This window comes from Wenzhouxiangella sediminis (genome assembly GCF_003410055.1).
Taxonomy (GTDB): domain Bacteria; phylum Pseudomonadota; class Gammaproteobacteria; order Xanthomonadales; family Wenzhouxiangellaceae; genus Wenzhouxiangella; species Wenzhouxiangella sediminis.
In genome coordinates this window covers 17,076-41,981 of record NZ_QUZK01000005.1, presented here as the reverse complement: position 1 = coordinate 41,981, position 24,906 = coordinate 17,076, and the positions used below count along the sequence as shown (strand labels likewise).

The window sequence follows — 24,906 nt, the reverse complement described above, 5'->3', positions numbered from 1 at the left end:
TCTCGAAACTGTTGGGTTCAGGCCGCCTGATAGATTCCCATGAAGGACTCGGCCTGCAGCGATGCGCCGCCGATCAGGCCGCCGTCGATATCCTCACAGGCAAACAGATCAGCGGCGTTGTCGGGTTTGACGCTGCCGCCGTACAGGATCCTGACTCGGCCGGCTATTGTAGCATCCTCTGCGGCGAGCTGCGCCCTGATTGCAGCGTGAACTTCCTGGGCCTGATCCGGCGAGGCGGTCTGGCCGGTTCCGATGGCCCAGACCGGCTCATAGGCCAGAACGGCGCGTGAAAAAGCCTGGATGCCGGCGGCTTCGATCGCGGCGGCCAACTGCGCTCCGACCACTTCGCGAGTGCGGCCGGCTTCGCGCTCGGCCAGCGTCTCGCCGACGCACAGGATGGGCTGCAAACCGGCGTCCTGGGCAGCGACGAACTTCTTCGCCACCAGCTCGCTGCTTTCGGCATGCAGGGACCGGCGCTCGGAATGCCCGACGAGGACGTGCGAGCAGTTCCAGTCGGCCAGCATCCCGCCCGATACTTCCCCGGTGTAGGCGCCGCTGGCATGGGCGCTGAGGTCCTGTGCGCCCAGCATTACCGGCGTGGCGTCGGTCAGGGAGTCGACCAGGGGCAGGTAGGGAAAGGGCGGCAGCACCATGACCTCGGCGGACCGATTGGCGTCGAGGCGGGCCAGGATTCCACCGATCAGGCTGCGAATCTCGGGCTTGCTGCCGTGCATTTTCCAGTTGCCGGCGATCAGCTTGGTGCGCATGAATCCACCATCAGGGGTCAATGAAGGACGCAGATTCTACTGCTTTCCGGCAAGGCGGATAAAGTGTTGCGGACCATGTTGCGTCGAAAGCGCGGCCGGCCCCTGAATCAGGGGATCGAAATGCGGCTCAGCCTGCCGTCGATGAAAAGCAGCTCCCGGGCCTGCTGGCGAGGCCCGAAATCGTAGGTCCAGACACGGCGCTCGCCGGAATGCCGCGCCAGCCCCGAGTATCCGTAGGCCGGTTCGGCGGGAATCTCGTAGCTGTAATCCGGGCGGCCGCAGCGGGCAAAGACCTCGGCAATCGTCTCTCCGGCCTTGCCCAGTTCGTAGGGGCCGCATCGCCGGCTTCCGGGCTCGTATTCCACGCCGTAGCCGAGCTTGCGAACCCGCGAAAGCCGCCCGTTGACGAATTCGAGACGACGCATGAACTGGTTGGGACCGAAATTGATCGTCCAGACCTCGATGCGATCGAGGCCGTACGCCCTGCCCCGACGGTCGACGGCCGCCGGCTGATCGTAGGTTTCCTGCCAGAAGGGTTGGGGACACCTGCGAGCGACCTGCCAGATCGGATCGCCGACCTTGACGATGCGTTGCCCGCACCAGAGGCTGTCGCTTGCCCCGAATGCCGGGACGGGGGCGAGCAGCAGCAAGGCCAGCGAGAAGAGCGCGCGAATCATGAAGCTAGCGTACCCGGCAGCCATGAACGACGACTGAATTGTCTTCACGGTTCTTTATCGACGGCCCGTTGATCATTCGGCCAAACGCCTCAACTGTTGCTTTGAACCCTACCGAGGAGCATCAACCATGAAATCCCATCTGATCGCAGGCCTTTGTGCCCTGGCCCTCACCCTCCCCGTGAAGGCCGCCGAACAGTACGAAATCGACACCGGCGGCATGCACGCCTTCGTCCAGTTCAAGATCTCGCACCTGGGCTACTCCTGGCTCTACGGCCGCTTCAACGATTTCGAGGGCGAGTTCACCTTCGACCCGGAAAACCCGGCCAACTCCGCCGTGCAAGCGACCATCCAGACCGCCAGCGTGGACACCAACCACGAGCGGCGCGACAAGCACTTGCGCAGTGACGATTTCCTGGACGTCGAAAACCATCCGGAAGCGACTTTCGTGTCGACGGATTTCGTCCCCCTGGGTGACGACCGCTATCGGCTCGAGGGCGAATTCACCCTGCGCGGCGTCACACGCGAGGTCGAAATCGACGTCACGCAGATCGGCGCCGGCGAGGATCCCTGGGGCGGCTTCCGCCGCGGTTTCCAGGGCCGCACCGAGCTGCCGCTGGAAGCCTTCGGCATCGACTACGACCTGGGCCCGGCCGCCGAGGAAGTCGAGATCATTCTCTCGATCGAGGGCGTTCGTCAGGACGAAGCGGAATAAGGTTTCAGGTTTCAGGTTTCAGGTTTCAGGAATCAGCGAGCCGGGCTCCCGCCGGGGGCTGCTGTCCTGAAACCTGAACTCCTGCAACCCAATATCTATCCTTCCTGGCCGGCGACGGTCATCTCGCCGACCAGCAGGGAGCCGGTTCGGATGTTGTGGCGGGGATCGACGTCGGTTCCCGCCGCGACCAGGCCCGTCAGCATCTCGCGCAGGTTGCCGGCGACAGTGATTTCCTCGACCGGCGCACCCAGGCGACCGCCTTCGACCTGGAAACCGGCCGCGCCGCGCGAGTAGTCGCCGGTGACCAGGTTCACGCCCTGCCCCATCAATTCGGTGATCACCACGCCCTCGCCCATTTCCGCGAGCAGCTCGTCGAAGGAGTGGGTCGCGCCGGCCAGTTCCAGATTGTGGACACCGCCGGCATTGGCGGTGGTCTCCAGCCCCAGCCGGCGAGCCGAGTAACTGCCCAGCACATAGCGCGACAGCACGCCGGCCTCGACCAGCGGCGTTTCGCGCGTGGCCACGCCGTCGGCGTCGAAGGCCGCCGAGCGCGCCGCCCGCGGCAGGTGCGGTCGCTCGATGAGCGACGCCCACTCGGGCATGACGCGCTCGCCCACGGCGTCGAGCAGGAAGCTGCTGCGCCGGTACAGGTTGCCGCCGGAGACGGCCGCAACCAGGTGGCCGATCAGGCCGCGCGCGACCTCCGGCGTGTAGAGCACCGGCATGCGACCGGTCGGAATGCGTTCCGCCCCCAGCCGCCGGGCCGTTCGCCGGGCCGCTTCCCGCCCGGTCGCCTCGGGTGCGGCCAGGTCGGACCAGCAGCGCTGGCTGTCGAAATCGAAGTCTCGCTGCATGCCCGATTCGTCGCGGGCGATGAGCACGCAACTCTGCGAATAGGCGGTGCCGCGCAGGCGGCCGATGAAGCCGTGGCTGTTGGCATAGACAGCCAGGTTGGCCTCGCTGGTGACGCTCGCGCCCTCGGAGTTGGCGATGCGCTCGTCGGCATCGCGCCCGGCCTGCTCGATCGTCAGCGCCCGCGCGACCAGGTCGTCGAGCGGAATGTCCTCGGGATGCCACAGATCCAGGTCCGGGAACGCGGTTGCCATCTGCCCGGCTTCGGCCAGCCCCGCCGCGCGGTCGGGCTGGGTATTGCGGGCGATCGCCAGCGCACGGTCGACGGTTTCGTCGATCGCCTCGGGTCGAAGGTCGCCGGTGCTCGCGCTTCCGGTGCACTGCTTGACGTAGACGGTGACCTGCACGCTGCGGTCGCGCGCCTCTTCCAGCGCCTCGATCTCGCCGAGGCGCACGCTGGCCTCACGGCCCAGGCTGGAACCCACCGAGACTTCGGCCTGCTCGGCACCGCCCGCCTTCGCGCGGTCGAGCACGCGTTGAGCGATACCCACCAGCAGCTCGGTTTCGCGGTCGGGGTCGTGCAGGAGGGCGGTGTTGTCGGTTTCCATCATGCGGTTCGCGCTCATCCCGTCCCCCCGACGGTCAGGCCGTCGATTCGCAGCGTCGGCTGGCCCACGCCCACCGGCACGCCCTGACCTTCCTTGCCGCAGACCCCCACGCCGGAATCCAGCTCGAGATCGTTGCCGACCATGCCCACGCGGGTGAGCACGTCCGGCCCGTTGCCGATCAGCGTGGCGCCCTTGATCGGCGCGCCCACCTTGCCGTTCTTGACCCGATAGGCTTCGGAGGCGGCGAACACGAACTTGCCCGAGGTGATATCGACCTGGCCGCCGTTGAAGCCGACCGCGTAGATACCGTCGTCGACGGAGGCGAGAATCTCGCCCGGGTCGTGCTTGCCGGGCAGCATGTAGGTGTTGGTCATGCGCGGCATGGGCAGGTGCGCGAAAGACTCGCGCCGGCCGTTGCCGGTCGGCTCGACACCCATCAGCCGGGCGTTGAGCCGGTCCTGCATGTAGCCGACGAGACGCCCCTTCTCGATCAGGGTGTTGCAGGCCGAGGGCGTGCCCTCGTCGTCGATGCTCAGCGAGCCGCGCCGGTTCTCGAGGGTGCCGTCGTCGACGACCGTGCATTCCTCGGTGGCCACCTTCTCGCCCATCCGGTCGGAGAAGGCGGAAATGCCCTTGCGGTTGAAGTCGCCTTCCAGGCCATGCCCCACGGCCTCGTGCAGCAGGACGCCGGGCCAGCCCGAGCCGAGCACCACGGTCATGTAGCCGGCCGGCGCGGATTCGGCAGTGAGATTGACCGCAGCGATGCGCACGGCTTCGCGGGCGTGCTCCTGCCAGAACTCCGGATCGGTGATCGAGGCCAGGCTCCAGCGTCCGCCGCCGCCGGACATACCCTGTTCGCGCCGACCGTCGGCTTCCATGAGCACGCGGATGTCCAGGCGCACCAGCGGACGGACATCGCCGGCGAGCACGCCGTCGGTGGCTGCCACCAGGATGGATTCTCGGCTGGAGGCGAGATTGACGCTGACCTGGCTGACGCGCGAATCGAGCGAGCGCACGTAGGCGTCGATCGTGCGCAGCAGCTCCACGCGGTCGGAGGACTGGCCGCCGCCGACCGGGTCGTGCGCCCCGTAACGGGCCGGGGCAATGCGCGGCTGCCCCACGCGTACCATGCCGTTGCCGCCGGTGCGGGCAATGGCGCGGGCGCTTCCGGCCGCATCGAGCAATGCGGGCAGCGCCATCGAATCGGCGTAGGCGAAGCCCGTGCCGGCGCCGGCGACGGCCCGCACCCCGACGCCCTGGTCGGAATCGAAGCTGCCGCTCTTGACCGCGCCGTCCTCCAGCATCCAGCCCTCGCTGACGCGACGCTGGAAGTAGAGTTCGCCGAAATCGATCTGCGACGACACGAGCCGGCCGAGCGCCAGCTCCAGTTCCTTTTCGCCTACGCCGGCCGGGGCCAGCAGACTATCGAGCACTTGTTCATACATGCAAGGGATATCCGGTCGAGTGTGAGCGGTTTCAATCGGGTGTCGGCGGTTCGAGGCCGTTCGGGGGGTCTGAGCTCGTCTGATCCTGCGGCGTCGGTTCCGAATCATCGGGGGACGCATCGTCTTCTTCGAGCAGGTAATCCGGCTCGGCCGAACGGGCGCCGACGAGCTCGACGGTCGGATCGGCCCAGGGGCCGGTGACCCGGTAGCGGGCTTCGGCAATCCCCTGCAGCGGTCGCTCGAGCAGGCTGCGCAGGATCAGGCCCGCGGCGGCGCCGGCCGGCCCGCCTGCAAGGCCGCCGAGCACCGGCAGGGTGCCGCCCACGCCCGGCTCGACGACGACCGTCTGGTTGTAGGTCTGCGCGCCCAGGTCGGTCAGCCCGCGCACGGTGATGTCGGCCGCCGGCGATTCCAGTTTCAAGCCGTCGGTTCGGGCCACGCCCCCAGCGAGCTCGAATGCACCTTCAATGCGATCGAACTTCAGGCCCTGGCCGAACACGTCGCGAAAGTCGAGCATCAGGCGCCGCGGCATGGCGCTGAGACTGATCAGGCCGACCAGGCGGCCGGCCCCGGGCTGGGCCTCGGGAATGCTGCCGTCGACCATCAACAGCTGCATGGTCCCGCTCAGGCGCGACAGGGAGAAGTCCAGCGGCGCCCCCATCCAGCGGCCGTCGAGATCCACTTGTGCTCTTGCGGCCTCGAATTGCGATTCGTGCCCGAGCGCCTGCAGCAGGGTCGGCAGGTCGGTGCTGATCAGGCGGCCTTCGAACTCGGTCACGGGACCCGACTCGCCCAGGATCCAGCGGCCGTAGCCGCTCAGTTCCAGGTGCGGGCCCGTTACATCGATCTGCTCGATCTCGATGCCGTCCTGGCGCGCATGGCTTTCGATGCGCACCCGACCGAGCGTCAACTCGCCGTAGTGAAGGTTCTCGACCAGCAGGCTGATCGGCGGGAAGTCGGTCGGCACGTGGGTGCGCGTCTGACCCGGCACCGGCGCCTGCGCCAGTTCGACGGCCGGTTGCTCCGCGAGGCTCCGGGCCAGGTCCAGGCGCCGCAGGTCGACGGCCACGACCCGACCGGAGTCGATCGGCAGCGGAACGATCACCTCCCCTTCGACCGAGTCGCCCGACAGGCTCATCCGCCATTCGTCCCGGGCGCGCCGCGCATCGAGCGCGACCTCTCGCAGGCTCAGGTTGCCGTAGACCAGGCGCTCGAGCTGGAGCCGCACCCGTCCGCCGGAAGCCTGCGCATCTCCTGCGGGCGCAGCGGGCAACCTGGACAGCAAGTCGCTCCAGTCCTTGAGGTCAAGCCGCGATACGCTGCCGGCCACTTCGAATCCACTGCCGGCAGGAAGCGCGGGAGCCGCCTGCCCCAGGCCGGCGGCCAGGCGCCAGCGACCGCCGGCTTCCTCCGCGGTCAGGTTGAGACGCGAGCCCAGGCGACCGCTGACGGTAAACCCATCCTCATGGGCACGCAGGCTCAAATCCAGCGGCAAGGCATCCCCGGCCGGCTTGCTCATGGGTGACGGCATTTCGAGCGCCGTGCCCTGCAAGTCGGAATGCGCTTCGAGCTGCCACCCGCCGGCCGGGTGGCCGTCCAGCCGCACCTGCCACCGGCTGGCGCCGTGGACGGCTTCGGCCAGCAGCGGGAACGGAGCCTGGTCGGGCATCAAGCCGGCCGGGGGGAGATGGCCCTGCCCCTCGATCCAGGCGTGCGGCTGGAAGCCGGCGGCGATCTCCAGCCAGGCCGAATCGAAATCGTCGAGCTGCAGCCGGGTCTGCGCGATGCCCTCACGATCGAATGCCACCGTGCCCCGCAGGCCGGGGAAGCGCAGCCTGGCCGGCGGCACGTTCAGGGTCGTGCCCTCGAGTTCGACGCGGCCCTCCAGGCGCCAATCGGACATGCGCCGCACGGGCAGCAGGAGATCGGTCCTGAGCGAGACGGGTCCGGCGGCCTCGACGGGATCGACGAAACGCGACCAGCCCTCGAATGGAAAGCTGGAAATGACGTCGTGAACGTCGCCGGCCGCAACGCCGCGCGCTGACAGCGAGATCGAGACTTCGGGCTCGGTCAGGTCGTCGATGGCGATGCGCTCGGAAGACACCGGCACCGCACCCAGCCGCCCGCTGTCGACGCGGGCTTCCATGGCGCGGCCGACGAAGTCCACGTGCCCCCGGAGGTCGCGAGCCACCGGCCAGCCCTCCCAGAAGTCGATCTCCGCGCCCCGGAAATCGACCCAGGCCTGGAAGTCGCCGGGTCCCCAGTCGCGAAACTTGTGGCCGATGCGGAAGTGATAGTTGAGCCCGCCGGCCGCCCCGGAGACACCCAGCAACGCGCGATCGAGCCAGGTCAGGGCCTTGGGCGGGATCTGTCCGGCCGGCAGCCAGGGCCGCGGGTCCACGGCGCCGATGCGCTCGGATGCGACGACGAAATCCAGGAAAGGCTTGCCGCCGCCCAGCCAGACCCAGCCGTCGGCGCGCGCCTCGGCTTCGGGCCGCCGGCCGACAATCCCGTCGAGCTGCACCGCGCGCGGCGAGACGATCACACGGCCGGAAATGGCCTCGATCGGAATGGGCTGGCGCATCTTCGCCGGCCAGTCGATCACGGGGCTTCCGGAAAGCGACAGCTCGGCGCGATCACCGGCCACGCCCAGGCCGAGGTCGAGCCCGGACAGCCGCACCCGATCGCCGGGCAGGTCGAAGGCCAGGTTCTCGACCGAGCCCTCGAGCCGGTGCAGGGAGCCGGGATGCTGGTAGAGCAGGTTCAGGTCGGCCACGCTGCCGGCCACCGACACCGGCCAGTGCTCCCAGCCGCCGAGCCAGCGTCCCAGCAGGCCGTGAAGGTCGGCGAGCGCCAGCTCGGGTACCGACACCGCCCAGCGATCGCCCTGCTGCGCCACGACGGCATCCCGAAGAATGCGCTCTCCCCCGCTGCTCAGGCTCGTCACCCGCGCGTCGATGCGGCGGTTGCGACGTTCCAACCGAACAGCGAGGGCTGCGTCGAAGCCGTCGCGGCCGGTGAGCTGGAGCTCCAGGTCGGCCGCGCCGCCGAACTCGGCGTGCCAGTCGAAGGCCAGGTGGGCGTCGAGGCGATCGGGCGGCACGCGCAGGAAACCGGGCAGCAGGTTTTCGAGACCGGGTACCTCGAGCCGCAGGCGGCTGAGGTCGACGCGCCCCGTCACCGAGCGGAGCTGCCCGTCGAGCTGCTCGCCCATCAGGGCCAGCGACAGCTCGGCATCCGGTGCGGCGGCCAGGTGGGCGCGCGCGACCAGGCCGGTCGCCTCACCGCGTCGCCGGATCTCTCCCTCGCTGATGACGAGGTTCAGGCGGGGCCCGGTCTGCGGGCTGATTCTCACGCTGACGTCGCGCACCAGCAGGTCGCCCACCAGGGCCTGGCCGTCGCTGCCTTCGCCGGAAAGCTGCCCGCCCTCTTCCATGCGCAGGCCCCAGCGCCCCGCCTCGTCCTCGGCCAGGACCAGGTCGAGGCCGAGCACGACCAGCCGGAAGGGATTGCGGTCGGCGCGCAGCAGGTCGGGCAGATGCAATTCCAGGCGCGCCCGGTCGACCTCGATCAGCGGTCGGTCCTCGGCGCCGGCCACCACGCCGTGGAGCGTGATCCGCGGGGTCAGGCGCGGCCAGCGCGCCTCGACACGCTCGATCGATACCGGCCGGCCCAGACGCTCGGAGAGCTGCGTCTCGAGCCAGGGGCGCATTTCGTCGGCATAGGGAATGAGCAGCCGGCCGACGCCGACCACCACCGCCGTGGCGATGATCAGCACCGCGGCGATGGCGGCCAGCCACTGGCGCGTCTTCACCGCGATCTTTCGAAGCGTCGAAACCGGCTTGTCCATGCGGCTCTCGCTCAAAGCAGGACCACGTCGAACTGTTCCTGATCGTATTGGTCTTCGGGCTGGAAATGGATGCTCGTTCCCAGCTGCTCGGTCAGTTCGGCAATCGAGCGATGGTGTTCCTCGAGCATGCGATCGACCACTTGCGGGCAGGCCATGACGCGCATCTGCCCGGTTTCGAACTGCCGAACGGCGCGCATGATCTCGCGGAAGATCTCGGAGCAGACCGTGTCGACGCTCTTGACCCGGCCGCGGCCGTCACAGGCCGGGCAGGATTCGCACAGGCGATGCTCGAGACTCTCGGTGGTGCGCTTGCGGGTCATCTCCACCAGGCCGAGCGGCGAGATCTCCGAGACGGTCGTGCGCGCATGGTCGCGGGCCAGCGCCCGCTGCAGGGTCCTGAGCACCTGGCGCTTGTGATCGTCCTCGGTCATGTCGATGAAGTCGATGATGATGATCCCGCCGAGATTGCGCAGCCTGAGCTGGCGGGCGATGGCCTGGGCCGCCTCGAGGTTGGTCTTGAAGATCGTCTCCTCGAGGTTTCGGTAGCCCAGGTAGGAACCCGTGTTGACGTCGACGGTGGTCATCGCCTCGGTCTGGTCGATGGTCAGGTGGCCGCCGGACTTCAGCGGTGTACTGCGGTCGAGCGCCCGCTCGATCTCGGTCTCAACGCCGTAGAGATCGAACAACGGCCCGTCGCCGTCGTAGAACTCGATGCGCTCGGCCCATTCGGGGAAGAATTCTCCGGCGAAGCGCACTGCCCGCTGAAAGGTCTCCTGCTCGTCGATACGCACCTTCTCGATACCGGCGTGCATGAGATCTCTCAGCGATCGATACGGAAGGGAGAGATCCTCGTAGACCAGCTGCCCGGCCGTCGCCTGTTCGGCATCCGCCTCGATGCGCGGCCACAGGCGGCGCAGGTACTTGAGGTCGCGCGCCAGGGCGTCGGTCTCGATTCCCTCGGCGTTGGTGCGAATGATGAACCCGTGCTCCGGCTCCTCGCCGGTGAGCTCGCGCAGCATGCCGCGCAGGCGCTCGCGCTCGGCATCGAGTTCGATACGAACCGAAACACCCAGGCTCTTGATGCCGGGAAGGAGCACCAGGTAGCGCGAAGGAATGCTCAACTGGGTCGTCAGGCGTGCGCCTTTGGTGCCCAGGGGATCCTTGACCACCTGCACCAGGAGTTTCTGCCCCTGGCTGACGAGCTCGGTGATCGAGGGAACGGGCCGCGACTCGCCGTTTTCGTCCAGCTCGGGCTGGCGCGGCAGGATATCGGCGGCGTGCAGGAAGGCGGTTCGCTCCAGGCCGATGTTGACGAACGCCGCCTGCATGCCCGGCAGCACCCGCTCGATGCGGCCCATGTAGATGTTGCCGACGTAGCTGGACTCGCCGCTGCGCTCCAGGTAGAGCTCCTGCAGCAGGCCGCTTTCGACCACCGCCACCCGCCGTTCGGTCGGCGATACATTGATCAGGATTTCGTCGCTCACGGCCGCACAGTCCGCCTGGGAGAATCAGTATTCGGCAAGAGTATCACCCGCTCCGTGCCGGCGGAGCGCGCAAGACCCGGGCATGAACCGCGCTACCGCTCGACCAGACCGGCCTCGCCGAGCAGCTCGCCGGTTTCGAACAGCGGCAGCCCGACCACGCCGGTGTAGCTGCCCGTCAGCGAACGCACCCAGATGCCGGCCGCGCCCTGGATGCCGTAGGCGCCGGCCTTGTCGTGCGGCTCGCCGGAAGCGATATAGCGATCGATCCAGGCGGCCGGCAGCTCGGCGAATTCGACCCGGGTCACGCTCAGCCGTTCACTGACCGCGCCATCCGGATCCACCAGGGCGACCGACGACAGCACGTGATGCTCACGATCCGAGAGACGACGGAGCATTTGGCGCGCTTGCTCGTCATCCCCGGGCTTGCCGAGGCTCTCGTCGCCCAGCACCACGGCGGTGTCGGAACCGAGCACGAACCGTCCCTCGCACCGGGCATGGATGGCCAGCGCCTTCTCCCGCGCCACCCGACGCACGTAGGCCTCGGCGGCTTCGCCGGCGCGAACCGATTCGTCGATATGGGCCGGCTCGACATCGAAGGCCAGGTCGAACAGCGACAGGAGATCGCGGCGGCGAGGCGAGGCGGAGGCGAGGATGAGGCGGGTTCGTTCGTTCATTCGTTCATTCGTTCGTTGGTTCGCAGGATTGTCCGTGGGGGCGCGATTGCGCAAGCAATGGAAGATGACGACTGCACGCCCCGTCGTCCCGGTCCGGGAGGCTTTGCTGAAGGCCTCGCCACCGCGTCGAACTGAAGCAAAGCCTCCCGGACCGGGACGACTTCGAAGCCTCCAGGACCGGAAGCCTGAATCCGTTCAGGCCCGGTGGTAGGGATGGCCGGACAGGATCGTGTGCGCCCGGTAGAGTTGTTCGGCCACCAGCACGCGCACGAGCATGTGGGGCAGCGTGGCCGGCCCCAGGGACCAGCGCTCGTGGGCGCGAGCCAGCAGCTGCGGGTCCAGGCCGTTGGCGCCGCCGATGAGGAACCACACCGGCTCGCCTTCCAGTTGCCAGTTTTCCAGCCGGGAAGCGAGCTTCTCCGTCGTCCAGGGACGGGCGGTGATCTCCAGGGCGACGATACGGGCGCGCTCGGGCAGCTTGCCGATCAGGCGCTCGGCCTCCAGGGCGGACTCGCGTCCGGCTCCGGCCTTGCCGGCGACGGGCACCTCTACGAGACGCAGCGGCGCGTGGGGCGGCATCCGACGGGCATAGGTCTGCCAGCCTTCGGCCACCCAGGCGGGCATGCGTGTACCCACGCCGGCGACCACCAGTTCCACGACAAGCCGTCCGCGCTCAGGCCTGGGCGCGCGTGGCCGGCGGCGCCGACCAGAGTTTCTCGAGGTTGTAGAAGGCGCGCGTGCGGGGCTGCATGACGTGAACGATGACGTCGGCCAGGTCGACCAGCACCCACTCGGCATCCTCGGCCCCTTCCACGCCCAGCGGCTTGATGCCGCGCGCCTTGGCGCGCTGAACCAGCCGGTCGGCCATGGCCTTGACCTGGCGGGACGAAGTGCCCGAGGCGATCACCATGTAGTCGGCAAAGCTGCTGCGCTCGGACAGATCGATGACCTGGATGTCCTGGGCCTTGGCGTCCTCCAGGACGGCGACGGCGAGATCCCGCAGTTCCTGCGGGTCGAGCAGTTCCTTTTCGCTCAACGATTCATCCATGATTGAACACGGGGCGTATTTTACGCCTTGTCCGCGCCGAGTTCACCATATGCGTCGCCGACCTCGATGAGTCCGCGATCTCAGTGATAGAGGCCGTGCTTTCGGATGTAGGCCAGCACGGTCGAGGGCAGGAGGAATCTCGGGTCGCGTCCGTCGGCGAGCTGGCCGCGAATGTCGGTCGACGAAATGGCCAGCTGGGTCACGCCCAGGTAGCAGACGCGCCCGGCCCCGGACTCCATCAACTGGCTGGGCCTGCGCACACGCCGCTCGCCGAGCACCTCGGCCACCTCGCCGGTGTATTTCGGCCGGCTGCGCGGGCGTTTCATCACCACCAGGTGCGCCAGCTCCAGCAACTCCCGCCAACGGTGCCAGCCGCTGAGCTGATTGGCCGCATCCTGGCCCAGGCAGAGGATCACCGGCCGGGAGCCCACCTCCCGTCGGATCGACGCCAGGGTCTCGACCATGTAGGAGGGTCCGCCGCGGCGCACCTCCCGTTCGTCGACCGTCAGGTCCGGATAGGGCGCCAGTGCCAGTTCCAGCATGGCCAGGCGATGGTAGGCCTCGGCCCCGGTGTGGTCTCGGTGCGGCGGATTGCCTGCGGGCAGGAGACGGAAGTCGTCGGCGGCCAGCTTCTCCGACACCTCGGATGCGGCGCGCAGGTGCCCGTAGTGCACCGGGTCGAAAGTCCCCCCGAAAATGACCGTCGCGCGATTCATGCCGCGCAGTATTCCGGACGGTTGGTGGCCAGGGCCACGCACAGGCGCTCGAGCCTGAGCCAGAACATCTCGCGGCCGCTGGACTTCGACAGCTGGTCGAGATCGGAAAGTTGGGCAAGCGTCCGGCGCACCACCTCCGGCGAAAGCCGCCGGGCGGCGTCGGCCACCGGCTGCTGCCGGCTCTTCCAGATGCCCAGCATCTTGAAGGCCTGGGCGGCCGGGTGCGTGCGCGCCAGCATCTGGAAGTTGCCGATGGTCTGGAGCTCGCGCGCCAGCGCACCGACGATCAGGGGCATGGGGGTTTCGGCCTCGCGCAAGCCGCGGATGCAGCGCACGGCCGCGCCGGCCTGGCCGGCGAAGACCAGTTCGATCAGGCGGAAGCTGTCGAAGCGCGCGCTGTCGGCCACGGCGGCGCGGACTTCCTCCAGCCCGACCTGGCCACCGGGATACAGCAGAACCAGGCGCTCGATTTCCTGGGCGGCCGCCAGCAGGTTGCCTTCCAGGCGCTCGGCCAGGAAACGGCAGGCGGACTGGTCGGCGCGAATCCCGCGGCTGGACAGGCGCTGGGCGATCCACTGCGGCAGGCGCTGGGGCTTGACCTTCCAGCACGGGACGTAGACGCCGGCCGAATCGAGGGCCTTCACCCAGGCGGTCTTCTCGCTGGCCATGTCCCAGGCGTCGCACTTGACCAGCAGGATGTCGTCGCTGGCGGCCTGCGCCCACTCACGCAGGACTGCGCCGCCCTCGCGCCCGGGCTTGCCCGAGGGCATTCGGACCTCGACGAGACGCTGGGTTGCGAACAGGGAATTCGTTTCGGTGGCGCTGCCGAGCTGGCCCCAGTCGAAGCGGGCATCGGCCTCCAGCACCAGCCGCTCGGACACGTCGGCTTCGCGCGCAGCCGAGCGGATCGCATCGCAGGCTTCCTCGATCAGCAGGGGTTCCTGTCCGGCCACCAGGTAGACCTTGTCCAGGCCCTGCCGGAGTCGCTGCGGCAGCTTCTCGGGGAACAGCTTCACGAGCCGGCCCCGCTGAGCGCCTCCAGTCGGCGGATGAGCTGCTCGGCCATGGCCCGGCCGAGATCGTCGCGCAGGAATTCCTCCTCGCGCTGGGCGGCCAGAATCTCGCCCTCGTCGAAGCTGTAATCGCGCGTGAGCCGGATCGTGGCGCGTTCGAGCGCGACCTCGCCGGCGGCGTTCTCGAGTCGCCAGTCGACCTCGAAGACGATCAGGAACTCGCGCACCCGCGCCTGCCCGGTCACCGACAGCGGCTGGCGCCACATGTTCTGCGAGTCGATGCGCAGCGTGGCCGACTCCGGGTCGGGCGCGTCGACGACGGTGATGCCGTTGGCTTCCAGCAGCAGGCCCAGTTCACGCACGAACACCGAGCTGTCGTCGGCCACGGCCACGAAGGTGCGATCCATGTAGGCCGGCAGGCGCGCCTCGCCGCGCAACTGGAAACCGCAAGCGGTGATCAGCCAGGCGGCGAGGACGATGATGGCGGTGCGAGACATCATCCGACCACGATGTTGAGAAGCTTGTCGGGAACCAGGATGACCTTGCGCACGGTCTTGTCCTGGACGTGGCGTGCGACGTTGTCGTCGGCCATGGCCGCGGCCTGGACGCTGTCCTGATCCGCGCCCGGCGCCACGTCGACACGGCCCCGGACCTTGCCGTTGACCTGCACGACCACGGTGACGGCGGCGCGCTCGAGCGCGGTCTTGTCGACCTCGGGCCAGCCGGCCTCGAATACCGAGCCTTCGTGGCCGAGGTCGCGCCAGAGCGACTCGGCGAGGTGCGGCGTGACCGGCGCGATCAGGCGGACCACCGATTCCCAGGCCTCCTGCACGAGCGCCCGCGCGGGTTCATCGTCGGCCTCGAAGCGCTGCAGCTCGTTGCAGAATTCCATGATCGCCGCGATCGCGGTGTTGAAAGTCTGGCGGCGCCCCATGTCGTCGCCGACCTTGCCGATGGTCTCGTGCAGGCGCGTGCGCAGCTCGCGCGCAGCGCCTTCCAGGCCCTCGGGTCGCTTTCCGGGAGCCGCGCCTGCGGCCACGTGCGCCTGCACGCCGGCATGAAGTCGCTTGAGGAAGCGCCAGGCTCCTTCGACGCCGGCCTCGGACCACTCGAGCGACTGCTCGGGCGGGGCGGCGAACATCGAGAACAGGCGCACCGTGTCGGCGCCGTAGGTGTCGACCAGGGCCTGCGGGTCGACGCCGTTGTTCTTGGACTTGGCCATCTTCTCGATGCCGCCGGGCTCGACGGGCTGCCCGTCGGAGGCGAGCACGGCGCTCAAGATTCCGCCCTTGCCGTCGCGCTGGACCTCGACGTCGGCCGGGTTGAACCACTGCTTGCGGCCCGAGCCGTCCTCGCGGTAGTAGGTTTCGGCCAGCACCATGCCCTGGGTGAGCAGGCGCCTGAATGGTTCGCCGACCGAAATCAGGCCTTCGTCGCGCATCAGCTTGGTCCAGAAACGCGCGTACAGCAGGTGCAGGATGGCGTGCTCGATGCCGCCGATGTACTGGTCGACCGGCATCCAGGCATCGGCGCGCTCGTCGACCATGGCCTCGTGATTATCCGGCGAGGTGTAGCGCAGGAAGTACCAGGACGAGTCGACGAAGGTGTCCATGGTGTCGGTCTCGCGCTTCGCCGCCGCACCGCATTTCGGGCAGGCGGTTTCGAGAAACTCGGCGTGGCGGTTGAGCGGGTTGCCCGAGCCGTCCGGCACGAGCTCTTCGGGCAGCACGACCGGCAGGTCCTCGTCGGGCACCGGCACGTCGCCGCACTCGGGGCAGTGGATGATCGGAATCGGACAACCCCAGTAGCGCTGGCGCGAAATGCCCCAGTCGCGCAGCCGGAACTGCGTGCGCGCGCGGCCCGCACCCTGCTTTTCGAGATCGGCGACGATGGCGTCGAATCCCTTCGACCACTCGAGACCGTCGTAGGCACCGGAGTTGACCAGCCGGCCTTCCCTGGCGGCATAGTCGTCATGCCACTGGCGGTCGTCGTACTCGCGCCCTTCGGGCAGGCTGATGACCTGTCGTATCGGCAGGCCATACTTGTTGGCGAACTCGAAATCGCGCTCGTCGTGGCCGGGCACGGCCATGATGGCCCCCTCGCCGTAGGCCATCAGCACGTAGTTGGCCACCCACACCGGCAATTCGTCGCCGGTAAGCGGATGCACCGCTTTGAGGCCGGTGTCCATGCCCTTCTTTTCCTGCACGGCGATGTCGGCCTCCGACACGCCGCCCTTCTGGCACTCGGCGATGAACTCGGCCAGCTCGGGATTGCCCTCGGCAGCCTTCTTCGCCAGCGGATGCTCGGCGGCCACGGCCATGAAGGTCGCGCCCATCAGCGTGTCGGGACGGGTGGTGAAGACCTTGATGGTCTCTTCCCCGCAGGCGAAGGCGATCTCGGCGCCCTCGCTCTTGCCGATCCAGTTGGCCTGCATCGTGCGCACGCGTTCCGGCCAGCCTTCGAGTTCGTCGAGGCTTTCGAGCAGCTCGTCGGCGTAGTCGGTGATGCGCAGGTAGTACATCGGGATCTCGCGCTTCTCGACGGCCGCGCCGGTGCGCCAGCCCTTGCCGTCGATGACCTGCTCGTTGGCCAGCACGGTCTGGTCGACCGGATCCCAGTTGACGGTGCCCGTTTTCTTGTAGGCGATGCCGCGCTCGAGCAGGCGCAGGAAGAACCACTGATTCCAGCGGTAGTACTCGGGATCGCAGGTGGCCAGTTCGCGTTCCCAGTCGATGGCGAAGCCGAGCTGCTTGAGCTGGCCGCGCATGTGCTCGATGTTGTCGCGGGTCCACTTCGCCGGCGGCACGCCGTTGGCCATGGCGGCGTTCTCCGCCGGCAGGCCGAAGGCATCCCAACCCATGGGCTGGAGCACGCGCCGGCCCTGCATGCGCTGGTAGCGCGAGATGACGTCGCTGATCGTGTAGTTGCGCATGTGCCCCATGTGCAACTTGCCCGAGGGGTAGGGGAACATGCTCAGGCAGTAGAAACGCTCGCCGTCGCCGGATTCGGCCCGGTCGGCGCGGCGTTCTTTCCAGAAGCGGCGAATGGCCGGCTCCAGTTCGCCGGGGCTGTAGCTGTCAGACACCGTTGAAAATGACCCTGCTGGTTGGTTTCAAAACAGGCGCCGCCCCGGGTCGGGGCGGCGCGGGCGGGGCTTCGAGCGAAGCCTACTGCTCGTCGCTGCCTTCGGTTTCCTCGTCGATCCGCTCGGCCAGGCGATCCCAGGCGTCCCTGGCTTCCTGCCAGGCGTCGCGGGCCTCGGCACTCGCGCCTTCCCAGGACTCGCCGGCGAATTCGCTGGCTTCTTCCCAGGCGCTCGCGGCACGTTCCTGCGCTTCCCGAGCCGCATCGCGGGCTTCTTCCCAGGCCTCGCCGCCTTCTTCCTCGGCGGCCTCGAGGGCTTCCTCGGCCTTCATGCGGGCTTCCTCGGCGAGTTCGCGCGCGCGTTCGAAGACCTTCTCGTGCATGGCCTCCTCGTCGGCGCTCGGACCCTCCTCGACGAATTCCTCGATCTCTTCCTGGGCCTCTTCGCCCTCTTCCTTGACTTCGTCGTAGGCCTCGGCGGCCGCTTCCCCGGCTTCCTCGACCTGCTCGGCGGCTTCGTCGCCGGCCTCCTCGATCTCGCTGGCCTCCTCGGACTGGCAGGCCGCCAGGGCCAGGATCAACATCAGAATCATCAGATAACGCATCGTTCTCCTCCTGCAATGCGCTTGTAAAGCGCTCGGATTCGGGAATCGTTATCGTAACGCCAATCACGCCGCCCGACACCTGCTTTTTGCCGCGACGCCGGCAGCAACGCCGGTTGATATGGCAGGATCTTCTGGGGCAGATCTTTGATTGGGGCATCGAACAAGGAGTTTGGCAATGACGGCAAGGGCAATAATCTTCTCCTTCTTCCTGTTTTTCGCCGCCGGCGCAGCGGCCGGCTCCCCCTTCAGCGTGGCCGAACACACGCCCGGATACTCCTTCGCCGTCGAGGCGCAGGAGTCCTGGGAGCACGGGCGCTACTTCGACGCGCGGCACCGCTTCGAACGCGCCGCCTGGTGGGCCGACAAGTTCGCCCAGTACAACCTGGGCGTCATCCACTACCGCGGCGACGGCGTCGAGCGCGACCCGGCCCGCGCCTGGGCCTGGTTCGACCTGGCCGCCGAACGCGACTACCCCGCCTTCGTCGAGATGGCCGACGCCGTGTGGGCCGAACTGGGCGAAGATCAGCGCCGGCGAGGCCGGACCATCCGCGAGGATCTCGAATCCCGCTACGGCGACGCCGTGGCGGTCGAGCGCACCGCCCGATACATGGAGCGACAGCGCCGCCACGTGGCGGGATCACGGGTCGGCTTCGTCGGATTCCTCCAGGTGATGGACTCCTCCGGAGATGTACGCAACGGCGACGACTACTTCGCCGAAGAGAAATGGGACTTCCGCCAGGTCGTGCAACAGGAGAAGCAGATCTTCGACGCCCTGGCCCGCACCCGCGTCAGCATCGGCGACTTCATCGTCGTCGACGAGAACGCGCCGGAGGATGGTGCCGGCCGCCCAGAGGGCGAGCCGGACCACTGACTGGCGGTTCGCCCGTCAGGCTTCCTCGAAACGGTCCCCGAACAGCCCGTCGCCGAGCTCGGGATCGGTCCCCGGATCGAATTCGACCGCGCCGATGTCGCAGGTCGCACCGCCGCTGCTGTCCCCGTCGATCGGCCGGGCCTTGCCGCGCTGATCTTCGTTGCCACCCATCGGGCCGCAGTCACCGGTGGCGGGATCGACCAGGATGCCGTTCGACCGGGGCATGAAGGTCGGCGTCTTTCCGCCGTGATCGCCCGCTGTCCCGTTGAATGGGTTGGCGATGTTCTGGAAGTCGCCGATACCGCTGAATCCGCAGGTCTCGTCGGAGCTGGCGTTGGCGTTGCCGGTCACGTCGTATTCCGGCTGGTCGTCCGGAATGCCATTGCAGTCTCCGTCGTGGCCGACGACGACGGTCTGATGAATCTGGAACTGGAGATCGCCGAGGGAATCAATGTCGGGCAGGAAGCGGATACCGCGAGCATTGTTGTCCACCAGCGTGGAGAAGCTGATGCCCGTATTCACGCCGTCGGAGAAGATGCCGTTGGTGTTTTCGTAGAAGGTCGAGTTGCTGATCAACACCAGTGGCTGGCTGACGATTCCCTGCCGGCTATGAATGGCGTACTCGTTCGTGAGAAGTCCGGAGCCTCCGGGGAAGACACCATTGTTGCGGAAGGTCGAGCGCTCGATCGAAAGGACGCCGCGATTGAAGATCGCCGCACCATCGGTGAAGTCACTGTTGGCATTGTCGTCGAGCAAGGCGTTGTGGAAGAACTCGCTGTCGGCAATCAGCACCGTGCCGTCGTTGTAGATGCCGCCGCCGATGTTGGCGATATTGGTCGAGACCGTGACCTGATCGAGTTCCAGCTCGGCTCCGGCGTTGACCCGGATACCGCCACCGTGGACATTACCAGGCGCATTGGCCATGCCGTTGGCCACACCCAGGTTGACCAGGGTCAGGCCGGCGCCCTCATGAACGTCGAAAACCCGGTCCGAGAAGTTGCCCAGCACCAGCGGAGGATTGTCGGTGCCGTTGACGATGCGGATATCCGCAAGAATGTCGAGGTCGCCGGTGGCAGCCGCATCCTCGTCGATTCCAGTCAGGTCGAGGTTGTAGCTTCCCGAGGGCAGGAAAATGTTGTGGGGTCCCGGATTGGCGTTGGCTTCCATGATCGCCGCTCGCAGGGTGCAGGTGTTGCCCACGGCATTGATGGGGTTGCACTGCCCGTCGCCGGGGGTCGCCTCGGCGACATCGAGGTTGCTGTTGACCAGGAAATCCAGGGCGAGGGCGGGGCCGGCCATAACGGCCAGAACCACGGCAAGCACCGGGCGAATTGTCATCGATTGCATATCGAATACTCCGATCGTGATTGACTTGAACACAATCGGGGTTACGGAATTGCCGCGCGTTTCCTATCAAAGTGAATCGAGCGCTGCCATCAAGAGCGGGTCGGGAGGCGTAGCCGAGGCCAGCAACTCGCTGGCCTGTTGGGCCTCGTCCAGGTAGCCCGGGTCCCCCGTCAATCGCAGGGCCCTGGCATTGAGATAATGCAACATCGCCTGCAGCCCGGCCGACCCCTCCAGCCCGTCTCCGCACTCGCCAGACTTCATCCCCAGGGCCCGCTTGAGCAGTTCGAGTCGACACACGACCTGCTGCTCGTGGGCCAGACCGGAGACGTCGATCTCGGGCAGATCGGCGAGCAACGCCACGGCCTCCGCATCGCGACCGGTCAGGACGAGGATTTCCCCAAGCTGCAGCAGGGCATCGCGCCAGAAGTGGCGCTCCCGGCCTCCGAACTGCTCATAGGCGGCCAGCGAGCGGCGAAGTGCCGCCTCTGCGGGAGCCGGATCGCCCAGGCGCCGATAGGTACCGCCCAGCGAGCGCAGCACCATCGCCACCGCCTGATTGTCGACGCCGAAATACCGTTCCATGATGTCGAGGGATTGCCGGTAGTAATCGAGGGCGGCGTGCAGGTCGCCCTGCATCCAGGCAACACCCCCGAGGTTGTGCAGGGCCAGTGCGGCGCCATCGCTGAGTGCACCGTCGCGCTGGATGCGCAGCCGATAGAACGCTTCGAACGCCTCCCGGGCGCGCAGATAGTCACCCGCGTTGTAGGCGATCACACCGAGCAGGTTCTGCGCGCTCAGCTTCAGCTTGGTGCCCTGCTCGCTATCGTCAGCCAGTCGGAGCACCGCCAGCGCGGAACGCCGCGCTGCCTCGCCCCGGTCGAGATTGATCTCGGCCGTTGCCCGCTCCTTCATCGCGGTGGCGCGATCGAGCGGATCGCTCAACCCACCTGCGGCGGCATCGAGGCGGTCGATCGCATCCTGATACTGGCCCTTGAGCAGGTGAACCCGCGCCGCCAGCAGCCTGCGCCTGGCCACGCTCTCTTGCGGCTCGCCCGGCAGCACTTCGTCGAGGACCTGCAGTGCTTCGTCGTGCAGGCCGAGGAACATGTAGCTGCTGGCAATGGCCCGCTCCAGATGACCGGCGATCTCGGGCTGCCGGGCCAGTTCATCGCCAATCCGCTCGCGACCGCGCTCGAGCAACTCACGGACAGTGGTATCTGGCCCCTGCCGGACGCCCGGCGCGGCAGTCTGGAAAATGCTCTCGAGAAAATCGGTGATCTGCCTGGCTTTCGCGGCTTCGGCAACGGCGGCGTTGCGTTCGGCCCGCGCCTGGAGCGCAAACCAGGCCGAGAACGCGCTGCCGCCGGCTACGGCGAGCAGCGCGATCACCATCATCGCGCCGGCCAGTCGGTGCCGGGTCAGCCAGCGCTGCGACACTTCCAGCCAGCCGCCTCGCCTTGCGAGAACGGGACGGTCAGCGAGTACCGCGGCCAGGTCGTCGGCCAGTTCGTCAGCACTGCTGTAGCGATGTTCCGGGCTGACGGCAAGACACCGGGCGATGACGGCATCGAGGTCGCGCCACTGCCGGCGGCCCAGCCCTGCGACATGCCCGATGCGTTCGCGGCGGCCGGCCAGCTTGCGTTCGGTCAACCGCTCGGGCTCTTCCCCGAAGGCCCCTGATCCGCCGCAGAGCAATTCATGCAGAACCAGGCCGAGCGCGTAGATGTCGGTTCGCGTGGTCGTGGCCTGGCCCAGGATCTGTTCCGGCGCGGCGTAGCGCGGCGTGAAGCTGGCCCGACCCGTCTGCTCGGCCTGACCGGCGGCGTCCTGCAACAGCGTGGCCACGCCGAAATCGAGAACCTTCAGCTGACCGTCACGATCGCGCATCAGGTGCTCGGGTTTGAGATCCCGGTGCAGAACCAGGTTGCGGTGGGCAAAAGCCACCGCACGCGCCGCCTCGACCATGCAGGAAAGCGCCTGCTCCATTGCCAGGGAACCGGCAATCGCAAGCTCACCCAGCGACTCGCCGTCGACATAGGCCATGGCAAGCCAGGCACCCAGGCGCGGATGTTCGCCGGCGTCGATCAGGTGCGCGATGGCCGGATGTTGCAGGCGCGCGAGGATGGTGCGCTCGCGCTCGAACAACTGCCGGGCGCGACGCCCGGAAAGGGCAAGAAACTTGATGGCCACCCTTGCTTCGTAGCGGCCATCGGCGCGCTCGGCCAGGTAGACCTCTCCCATGCCGCCTTCGCCCAGCGGCGACAGCAGCCGCCAGGCGCCCAGGCGCTCGCCGCGAAGATCTTCGTCCGCCATGCCCTGCGACAGGTGGCTGACCCCCCTGGCCAGACGATCCAGCTCGGAGCTGTCGTCGAAAGTCAGCAACTCGGCTACCTGTCTGCGAACCGCCTCGGGGGCATCGGCCTCGACCAGACGCCGTTGCGCCTCTTCGCGGGGAAGATCGCAAAGCGTCTCGAAGAGACGACGCACTTCGGCCCACTGCTCGGGGGTCACGGCGTCTCGGCCATGGCCCGCCGCAGCCAGGCCGAGGCCAGGCGGAGCTCGCGCGATACGGTTGCCGGAGATATCTCGAGCACGGCGGCGATCTCCTGGATGGTCATCCCGCCGAACACCTTGAGCTCGACCACGCGCTCGAGACGCTCGGACAGGGCACCGAGCTGTCGCATCGCCTGGTCGAGTTGGAGAATGTCAACGGGCTCCCCGCCATCGGTCACGGCATCGAGCGCACCGGTGGTGACCCGCAGCCAGTTTCCGCCCCGTCGCTGCGCGGACTTCTCACGAGCATGGTCGACGAGCACATTGCGCATGATCGTGGTCATGCTGGCCAGAAAGTGACCGCGGCTCTGCCAGCGGCGATCGGCTTCGTGCACACGCAGGTAGGCCTCGTTGACCAGGGCGACCGTGTCGAAAGTGCCCGAACGCCGATGCCGGTTGAGTTCGCGCCGGGCGATCTGCTTCAACTCGCCGTGAAACTGCTCGACGGCGCAGCCGCCGCCTTGCACTTCCTCGTCCGCCTTCTTCTCCTCGGACCGGTCGATCTTGCCGGACACTGGCTGCTCCCTGCACTACCAGATGGCGCCGCGGTGCCCCCAACATCGGCGCAACCCGATCATTACCCGGAACGCCGGCAGGTGCAAGTCGGGATCAGGCCCTTGTGCCGTAGCTTCCCTCGAGCCACTGCCACATGCTCCGGAGCCCCTGCGCCTCGCCGCCAGCCGGGCGACCGGGGCGATCCGACAGGTTCCAGGCATAGATGTCGAAGTGGAACCAGTCGATGCCCTCGCCGACGAAGTGATCGAGGAACAGCGCGGCGGTGACGCTGCCCGCGAACTTCGAGGTGCCCGTATTGGAGATGTCGGCGATCGCCGGCTCGATCTGCCGGCGATACGGCTCGAACAGCGGCATGTGCCAGAGCGGGTCCTCGGCTTCGAAGCTGAGATCCTGAATGGCGCGGGCGGCCTTCAAGTCGCGCCCGTAGAAAGGCGGCAGGTCTTCCCCGAGCGCAATGCGGGCGGCGCCGGTGAGCGTGGCGAAATCGATGATCCGCTCGGCGCCTTCTTCGGAAGCCAGGGTCAGGGCGTCGGAGAGCACGACACGCCCCTCGGCGTCGGTGTTGCCGATCTCCACGGTCGTGCCCTTTCGGGTGCGGATGATGTCCGACGGCCGGTAGGCGTTGCCCGAAATGGCGTTCTCCACCGCCGGGATATAGACGCGCAGGTTCACGTCCAGGCCAAGGGACATGATGATCTTCGCCAGGCCGAGCGCGTGGGCGGAACCACCCATGTCCTTTTTCATCAACAGCATGCCCGCGCCCGGCTTGATGTTGAGTCCGCCGGAATCGAAGATCACGCCCTTCCCGACCAGCGCCAGGCGCGGCGCGTCCTCGCGGCCCCACTGCATGCGGATCAGCCGCGGACCGCGGCTGGCCGCCTGGCCGACGACGTGGATCGCGGGGAACTCACGCTCCAGCTCCTCGCCCTCGAAGACCCGGAAGTCGGCGTCGTGTTCGGACGCCAGCGAGCGCGCCGTCTCGGCGAGCTCTTGCGGGCCGAGATCGATAGCCGGCGTATTGACCAGGTCGCGCACGAAGGCGGACGACTCGACCAGGGTCCGAATGCGCCGCTCGGTCTCCTGGTCCAGCGCCAGGCGCGCGGCAGGCTTTTCCACCTGCTTGTAACGATCGAATCGGTAGCAACCCAGCCCCCAACCGATGGCGGCTCGCTCGCGCTCGTCCCGGGGCCATTCGTTGGCCAGGCGATAGTCACCCTCGGGCAGCAAGGCGGGCAGGTGCGCGAGCGCCCACAGGCGATCGCCGGGCTCCCGACCAACCAGGACCCGCCCGACGCCGCCCTTGCCGTCCGGCACCAGAAGCAGGCTTCCGGGCGCGGCCTGGAACCCGCTGGCCTCGATCCAGTCACGCTCGCCCGCTTCGGCCCGGGCTTTCCAGGATTCGAGCTCTTCGGCATCCAGGGACTGAACGGGGATGGCCTGTTCGGGAGAAACGCAGAACATGTCGACTCCGGTTTTCGATGGGGAAAGACGCCTAGGATATCGCAGCCGCCGGGCCCCGCCGGCGGCAATCAGCCGGTGTGCCGCCGGCGACGCCGCTTGACCACGGCCGCCGGCGACTTGAACAGTTCGTAGACCAGCAGGGCGGCGACCACACCGATACCGGTCCAGATCAGGGAGGGCGCGTCGATCGGCACCGCCGGCGTGAACGCCTCCCAGGCGCGCCGGGCGATCTCCGAGTCGCCGTGGCGCATCATCAGGATGGGCTGCATCAGGGGCGAAGCGTCGGCGATCGATGCGTAGGTGGCTTCGAGTTCGGCAACGCGGTCGGCGAAGCCCACGGCCGCCTGCTCGCGCTCGGCGGCGGTCAGTTCCGGCACCAGCACGCCCTGCTCCACCAGCTGCAGCGTCCGCCGCGCTTCGTCGAGGTGGCCGCCGAGCCGCTGCAGGTAGGCCTGGGTGAAGGCAGGTGCCTGCGACAGGCCCATGCCCCCGCCGGCGCCGGCCACGGCGCTGCCCAGATTGTCGAACTTGCGACCGATCCATCCCATGGCAACCAGTCTCTGGCGCGGGGCCCGGCGAGTCAAGACGCCGCGACTGTGCCGCAACGTGCCGTCAACTGACCG

At 67.8% G+C, this 24,906-nt stretch carries 21 protein-coding genes; 2 read left to right on the top strand and 19 right to left on the bottom strand.

Annotation, left to right across the window (positions count from 1 at the left end):
* Positions 1-17: 17 nt before the first annotated feature.
* Together tpiA and DZC52_RS01265 are read right to left on the bottom strand one after the other, a co-directional pair.
* Entirely contained in the window at positions 18-767 is a 750-nt protein-coding gene (tpiA, locus tag DZC52_RS01270; RefSeq protein WP_116649308.1) for a triose-phosphate isomerase, read from the bottom strand.
* A gap of 107 nt (positions 768-874) precedes the next feature.
* Entirely contained in the window at positions 875-1,468 is a 594-nt protein-coding gene (locus tag DZC52_RS01265; protein ID WP_116649307.1) for a DUF2845 domain-containing protein, read from the bottom strand.
* A gap of 103 nt (positions 1,469-1,571) precedes the next feature.
* Here DZC52_RS01265 and DZC52_RS01260 point away from each other — a divergent pair, with 103 nt between their 5' ends.
* Positions 1,572-2,156: a YceI family protein gene (locus DZC52_RS01260; RefSeq protein WP_116649306.1), complete on the top strand. Its 585-nt coding sequence runs from the start codon at positions 1,572-1,574 to the stop codon at positions 2,154-2,156.
* Between the two features lie 95 nt (positions 2,157-2,251).
* Here the strand turns inward: DZC52_RS01260 and pmbA are convergent, their stop codons facing one another.
* The 12 genes from pmbA to DZC52_RS01200 form a co-directional block, all read right to left on the bottom strand.
* Positions 2,252-3,634, bottom strand: a complete 1,383-nt coding sequence (gene pmbA, locus DZC52_RS01255; protein WP_245960734.1) for a metalloprotease PmbA — start codon at positions 3,632-3,634, stop codon at positions 2,252-2,254.
* The gene (gene tldD, locus DZC52_RS01250) at positions 3,631-5,061 is read right to left on the bottom strand and encodes a metalloprotease TldD (protein WP_116649305.1); all 1,431 of its coding nucleotides are present in this window, start codon (positions 5,059-5,061) and stop codon (positions 3,631-3,633) included. The genes pmbA and tldD overlap by 4 nt, the downstream gene beginning before the upstream one ends.
* Before the next feature lie 31 nt (positions 5,062-5,092).
* Entirely contained in the window at positions 5,093-8,911 is a 3,819-nt protein-coding gene (locus DZC52_RS01245; RefSeq protein WP_147307569.1) for a YhdP family protein, read from the bottom strand.
* Between the two features lie 11 nt (positions 8,912-8,922).
* Positions 8,923-10,395 carry a ribonuclease G gene (gene rng, locus DZC52_RS01240; protein ID WP_116649303.1) on the bottom strand — a complete coding sequence of 491 codons (1,473 nt, stop codon included), beginning with the start codon at positions 10,393-10,395 and terminating at the stop codon, positions 8,923-8,925.
* 92 nt (positions 10,396-10,487) lie between these two features.
* Positions 10,488-11,069 (bottom strand): Maf family protein, encoded by a 582-nt coding sequence (locus DZC52_RS01235; protein WP_116649302.1) that lies wholly within the window; start codon positions 11,067-11,069, stop codon positions 10,488-10,490.
* A gap of 195 nt (positions 11,070-11,264) precedes the next feature.
* The gene (gene rlmH / locus DZC52_RS01230) at positions 11,265-11,726 is read right to left on the bottom strand and encodes a 23S rRNA (pseudouridine(1915)-N(3))-methyltransferase RlmH (protein WP_181918712.1); all 462 of its coding nucleotides are present in this window, start codon (positions 11,724-11,726) and stop codon (positions 11,265-11,267) included.
* A gap of 16 nt (positions 11,727-11,742) precedes the next feature.
* The gene (rsfS, locus tag DZC52_RS01225; RefSeq protein ID WP_116649300.1) at positions 11,743-12,117 is read right to left on the bottom strand and encodes a ribosome silencing factor; all 375 of its coding nucleotides are present in this window, start codon (positions 12,115-12,117) and stop codon (positions 11,743-11,745) included.
* Between the two features lie 80 nt (positions 12,118-12,197).
* The gene (gene nadD, locus DZC52_RS01220; RefSeq protein WP_116649299.1) at positions 12,198-12,833 is read right to left on the bottom strand and encodes a nicotinate-nucleotide adenylyltransferase; all 636 of its coding nucleotides are present in this window, start codon (positions 12,831-12,833) and stop codon (positions 12,198-12,200) included.
* Complete coding sequence (gene holA, locus DZC52_RS01215) at positions 12,830-13,849, bottom strand: DNA polymerase III subunit delta (protein WP_181918708.1); 1,020 nt, start codon at positions 13,847-13,849, stop codon at positions 12,830-12,832. Before holA ends, nadD begins: the two co-directional genes overlap by 4 nt.
* Complete coding sequence (locus DZC52_RS01210; protein ID WP_181918707.1) at positions 13,846-14,343, bottom strand: LPS-assembly lipoprotein LptE; 498 nt, start codon at positions 14,341-14,343, stop codon at positions 13,846-13,848. The genes holA and DZC52_RS01210 overlap by 4 nt, the downstream gene beginning before the upstream one ends.
* Complete coding sequence (leuS, locus tag DZC52_RS01205; RefSeq protein WP_116649297.1) at positions 14,343-16,931, bottom strand: leucine--tRNA ligase; 2,589 nt, start codon at positions 16,929-16,931, stop codon at positions 14,343-14,345. The genes DZC52_RS01210 and leuS overlap by 1 nt, the downstream gene beginning before the upstream one ends.
* A gap of 82 nt (positions 16,932-17,013) precedes the next feature.
* Positions 17,014-17,535 (bottom strand): hypothetical protein, encoded by a 522-nt coding sequence (locus DZC52_RS01200; RefSeq protein ID WP_116649296.1) that lies wholly within the window; start codon positions 17,533-17,535, stop codon positions 17,014-17,016.
* Between the two features lie 175 nt (positions 17,536-17,710).
* Here DZC52_RS01200 and DZC52_RS01195 point away from each other — a divergent pair, with 175 nt between their 5' ends.
* Complete coding sequence (locus tag DZC52_RS01195) at positions 17,711-18,406, top strand: SEL1-like repeat protein (RefSeq protein ID WP_116649295.1); 696 nt, start codon at positions 17,711-17,713, stop codon at positions 18,404-18,406.
* Between the two features lie 15 nt (positions 18,407-18,421).
* Here the strand turns inward: DZC52_RS01195 and DZC52_RS01190 are convergent, their stop codons facing one another.
* The 5 genes from DZC52_RS01190 to DZC52_RS01170 form a co-directional block, all read right to left on the bottom strand.
* Positions 18,422-19,753: a choice-of-anchor Q domain-containing protein gene (locus DZC52_RS01190; RefSeq protein ID WP_116649294.1), complete on the bottom strand. Its 1,332-nt coding sequence runs from the start codon at positions 19,751-19,753 to the stop codon at positions 18,422-18,424.
* A 66-nt stretch (positions 19,754-19,819) separates the two neighbouring features.
* Positions 19,820-22,264, bottom strand: coding sequence for a serine/threonine-protein kinase (locus DZC52_RS01185; RefSeq protein WP_116649293.1), 2,445 nt, complete (start codon positions 22,262-22,264; stop codon positions 19,820-19,822).
* Positions 22,261-22,821, bottom strand: coding sequence for an ECF-type sigma factor (locus DZC52_RS01180; RefSeq protein WP_116649292.1), 561 nt, complete (start codon positions 22,819-22,821; stop codon positions 22,261-22,263). The genes DZC52_RS01185 and DZC52_RS01180 overlap by 4 nt, the downstream gene beginning before the upstream one ends.
* A gap of 94 nt (positions 22,822-22,915) precedes the next feature.
* The gene (locus DZC52_RS01175; RefSeq protein ID WP_116649291.1) at positions 22,916-24,283 is read right to left on the bottom strand and encodes a leucyl aminopeptidase family protein; all 1,368 of its coding nucleotides are present in this window, start codon (positions 24,281-24,283) and stop codon (positions 22,916-22,918) included.
* Positions 24,284-24,351: 68 nt separating this feature from the next.
* Positions 24,352-24,831, bottom strand: coding sequence for a DUF2937 family protein (locus DZC52_RS01170; RefSeq protein ID WP_116649290.1), 480 nt, complete (start codon positions 24,829-24,831; stop codon positions 24,352-24,354).
* Positions 24,832-24,906 lie beyond the last annotated feature (75 nt).